The organism is Synechococcus sp. H55.9 (assembly GCF_047462355.1).
GTDB lineage: Bacteria > Cyanobacteriota > Cyanobacteriia > Thermostichales > Thermostichaceae > Thermostichus.
Window position 1 is genome coordinate 1 of sequence record NZ_JANSJB010000099.1, and the last position, 4,142, is coordinate 4,142.

Here is a 4,142-nt window from a genome sequence, read left to right on the forward strand (position 1 = left end):
CTTTGGCATGATTTGCTCCCTAGAAATTGTGAAGCAATACATCCAGAATCAGTCAGAGGGTGCTATCCATCCCCACCCGGGTGGGGAATTCCGCACCTTACGTTAAAGTTTAAGGTTGAGGGTCTTCTCGGAGGTTGCGATGAGCCATCCAGCCAGCCCAGCGCTTGCACCGGCAGAAACCTCTGCCCCCATTCATGTGGTGGGCGGGGGGTTGGCGGGGACAGAGGCCGCCTGGCAAATCGCCCAGTTGGGGTTGCCTGTCCTCCTTTCGGAGATGCGCCCCGTGCGCCAGAGCCCGGCCCACCACACCGATCAGTTGGGGGAGCTGGTGTGCAGCAACTCCTTTGGGGCTGCGGCCAGCGATCGGGCGGCAGGGCTGCTCAAGGAAGAGCTGCGACAACTGGGATCTCTGGTGATGGCGACGGCGGATCGCCATGCCGTGCCGGCAGGAGGGGCATTGGCGGTGGATCGGGCCCGCTTCAGCCAGGCTCTCACGGCAGCCATTCAAAACCATCCCCGCATCACTCTGCGCCGGGAGGAGGTGACGGAGATCCCGGAGGGCATTGCCGTCCTCTGTACCGGCCCTCTGACCAGCGATCCCCTGGCTAAGGCGCTGCAAGCCTTTACGGGCCTGGAATACCTGAGCTTTTTCGATGCTTCTAGCCCCATTGTCGCCGGGGATTCCTTGAACCGGGCGGTGGTGTTTCAGGCTTCCCGCTACGACAAAGGGGAGGCAGCCTATCTCAACTGCCCTATGACGGAGGCGGAGTACGAACGGTTTTGGCAGGCGCTGGTGACGGCGGAGCAGGCGCCCCTCAAGGATTTTGAGCGGGAGGAGCGCAAGTTTTTCGAGGGCTGCCTGCCGATTGAAGAAATGGCGCGCCGGGGCAAAGAGACTCTCTGTTTTGGCCCTTTGAAGCCGGTGGGCTTGGTGGATCCGCGCACGGGATCCCGTCCTCACGCGGTGGTGCAGTTGCGACAAGAGGACAAAGCAGGGCAATTGTGGAACCTGGTGGGTTTTCAAACCAACTTGAAATGGGGAGAACAGCAGCGGGTTTTTCGGCTCATCCCCGGCCTGGAACAAGCGGAGTTCGTCCGCTTTGGGGTGATGCACCGCAATACGTTTTTGAATTCGCCCCAGCTTTTGTGGCCAACCTTGCAATTTCGTCGCCGACCGACGCTGTTTGCCGCCGGCCAGTTGGTGGGCACCGAAGGCTATGCCTGTGCTGTGGCGGGAGGGTGGCTGGCCGGACAGAACGCTGCCCGCCTGGCCTTGGGGCTGCCCTTGATCACGCTGCCCCCTGAGACGATGATGGGATCCCTGTTTCAATTCATCAGCAGCGCCGATCCCAGGCATTTTCAGCCGATGCCGGCCAATTTTGGCCTGCTGCCAGAGCTGGAGGGGCGGAAGCTCCGCAACAAGCAGGAGCGCTATGGCCGCTACCGGGATCGGGCTTTGGCTGCTCTGACGGCAACCGGGCTGGTGCGCCAAGCGCAAAGTGCTTGAGGGAGCTGCGGGCAGTTCCAACGGTTGCATGAAGTCAAAGCCGAGATTGAGGGTTAAGTTGAAATTGCACAGATAAGCCCTGCAGAGGCCGATTGCGTTGGCGGGACGGAGTCCTTTGTGGAAAACACGCTGTGAATATTCTGGTTATCAATGCCGGTTCCAGCAGCCTCAAATCCTCTCTGTTCCTGACGGTTGAGGGCAAGGTGGAGGCCGCCCCCATCTGGCAAGCCCAGGTGGATTTCACCTACAAGCCGGGGGAGGCCCTCATCCAAACTCGCCGGCGAGGCGGTGGGTGGGAGCCTTTTCCCTCCGCTTCACCCGAAGGGGGGATCGGCCAATTGGCCCCGCTGTTTCAAAGCCTCTGGCAAGGGGAGGGATCCCTGCTGGCAGAGGCAGGTGAGATCGACGGCGTTGGCCATCGGGTGGTGCATGGGGGATCCCTGTACCGGCAGCCCACTTTGATTACGCCGGAGGTGGAACGGACGATCGAGCAATTGATCCCCTTGGCGCCGGCCCACAACCCTGCCGCGCTGGCCGGCATTCGTCTGCTGGGTCAACTGCTGCCGGGGATCCCACAGGTGGCCGTCTTCGACACGGCCTTTCACCAACAAATGCCTCCGGCAGCGGCTCTCTACCCCCTCCCCTATGCCTGGGCTGAACAAGGGATCCGCCGCTACGGGTTTCATGGCATTAACCACGAGCATTGCGCCCGCCGCGCTGCCGAGATCTTGGGCCGACCTCTGGCAGAGTTGCGGCTGATCACCTGTCACCTGGGCAACGGCTGTTCGTTGGCCGCCATTCGCGGAGGCAGAAGCGTGGATACCACCATGGGCTATACCCCTCTGGAGGGTTTGATGATGGGATCCCGGTCGGGGTCGGTGGATCCGGGCATTCTCATCCATCAGTTGCGCCAGGGCATGAGCGTGGATGAACTGGATCGGATCTTGAACCGAGAATCAGGGCTGAAGGGCGTTTCCGGCCTGAGCAGCGATATGCGGGTCATCTTGGAGGCAATGGAAGCCGGCCATGCCCGCGCCGAGCTGGCTTTTGATCTGTTTGTTCACCGGCTGCGCAGCCAAATTGGGGCCATGCTCATGAGCCTGGATCGCTTGGACGCGCTGGTGTTCTCTGGAGGAATTGGGGAAAACTCAGCGCCGGTGCGGGCGGCAGCCTGTGCAGATCTGAATTTTTTGGGGATCCAAATCGACCCGGTTTTAAATGCCGGATCGCCCCGCAACTGCGATATCAGCACTTCCGATGCTCCGGTGCGGGTTCTGGTGATCTCAGCCCAAGAGGACTGGGCCATGGCCACAGCCTGCCAGAGACTCTTGCAAGGAGAATAGGCAAAGGATTCTAAGGTCTCTTTCGGCCCGATTTTCTCCTTTTCGATGACCGGCTCGGTCGAGATAACCCCTGGGCTAGGAGTCGAACCTTTTCCGGCCAATTCCACTGCCCCCATCTTTACAGCTCCCCTCTCCCCCTGGGAGAGGGGCCGGGGGTGAGGGTCATCCCCCTGGGAGAGGGGCTGGGGGTGAGGGATGCCCTAAACTCAAAACCAAACTCATTTGAGGTCATGGGAAACGATGCAGCCTGCGCAACACACACACAGACGGATCCCCTTGCTGGTGCTCCTGAGCGCCGTTTTGGCAGGATGCGGGGGGACAACCGACAGCAGCAATCCCCTACCCTTGCCGCCGCCGATACCGGCCCCCTCCCTCACCATCACCGATCTCTCCCCGCGCACCGTCTCGGTGGGGCAAACTCCAACTTTTGTGGTGTCCTTCCGGGTGGAAGCTCCGGCTGGGATCCGGGGTTCCAACGCCTTTTTGGCTTCCGTCACCACTCCCCTAGGCAATTTCGTTACTTTAGGGGCTTTCGACGCTGCTCAATTGCCCGGCTGCTTCGTGGGGGCCACCACCTGCACCGTGACAGGGCTGACCCTAACCCAAAATCGCTTTACCCTCACTCAAACGGGATCCCATCAGCTCACCATCAGTGTGTTCGATCGGCAGGAGCGGCTGGGCAGCGGCAGTTTCACATTTAGTGGAGTGCTTTGAAAAAGGTACGGTGTGGAGTCGATAAGATCAGACCTCTGTGCTTGCAGACTTGGGCCTACTGCCAAACGCAGTCAACCAACAGCTTGTAGATCCCAATCTCCCCTGATGGGAGAAGGGCTGGACACGCTCACCTGCGGCAGCGCGGAGCGTCTGGACGCTGTCTTCAGCAGGAATGTGATTCGGAGAGCTCAACTCCGGTGATCTCAATCAGCACGAACCTCTGTTCAGGGGGATAGGTTTCAGTTGACTCAAAGAATAACAATTTTGACAAAAAAGACATCTTCTGTTTTTCCGGAGCTGACCTTTCGATAAGCTGAAGTCGATCACGAGGAACGGAGGCCTTGGGTTATGGAGCATGAAATTGTGTATCAACTAACTTTGGAATGGGCCGAAGCCGACCGGCGCCGATCTCAAACGGTTTCGCCCGTCCTCGCCAAGCTGGTCACCATCGGGCGGGATCCCGGCTGCGATGTGGTGCTCAACGACCCAACTCGCTCGGTTTCAGGAATGCATGCCGGGCTTTATCTCGATCCCAAAACTCTAAAGTTTTACATTCGCAACTTGACGCGGGATCGTTT

Annotated in this window: 4 protein-coding genes; all 4 read left to right on the forward strand. The window is 59.7% G+C overall.

Annotated features, from left to right (window positions below; genetic code table 11):
- Nucleotides 1-139: 139 nt before the first annotated feature.
- Nucleotides 140-1,507, forward strand: coding sequence for an FADH(2)-oxidizing methylenetetrahydrofolate--tRNA-(uracil(54)-C(5))-methyltransferase TrmFO (gene trmFO / locus NW857_RS11140; RefSeq protein ID WP_414335374.1), 1,368 nt, complete (start codon nt 140-142; stop codon nt 1,505-1,507).
- A 131-nt stretch (nt 1,508-1,638) separates the two neighbouring features.
- Nucleotides 1,639-2,850, forward strand: coding sequence for an acetate kinase (locus tag NW857_RS11145; protein WP_414335372.1), 1,212 nt, complete (start codon nt 1,639-1,641; stop codon nt 2,848-2,850).
- A gap of 240 nt (nt 2,851-3,090) precedes the next feature.
- Nucleotides 3,091-3,564, forward strand: a complete 474-nt coding sequence (locus NW857_RS11150; RefSeq protein ID WP_414335370.1) for a hypothetical protein — start codon at nt 3,091-3,093, stop codon at nt 3,562-3,564.
- A gap of 348 nt (nt 3,565-3,912) precedes the next feature.
- Nucleotides 3,913-4,142: FHA domain-containing protein (locus NW857_RS11155; protein WP_414368963.1), on the forward strand; the 230-nt coding region annotated here is incomplete at its 3' end.

Bases quoted from the DNA above. Each gene is read 5' to 3' on its own strand.
- trmFO (WP_414335374.1), top strand. From the start codon at position 140: ATGAGCCATCCAGCCAGCCCAGCGCTTGCACCGGCAGAAACCTCTGCC.
- NW857_RS11150 (WP_414335370.1), top strand. From the start codon at position 3,091: ATGCAGCCTGCGCAACACACACACAGACGGATCCCCTTGCTGGTGCTC.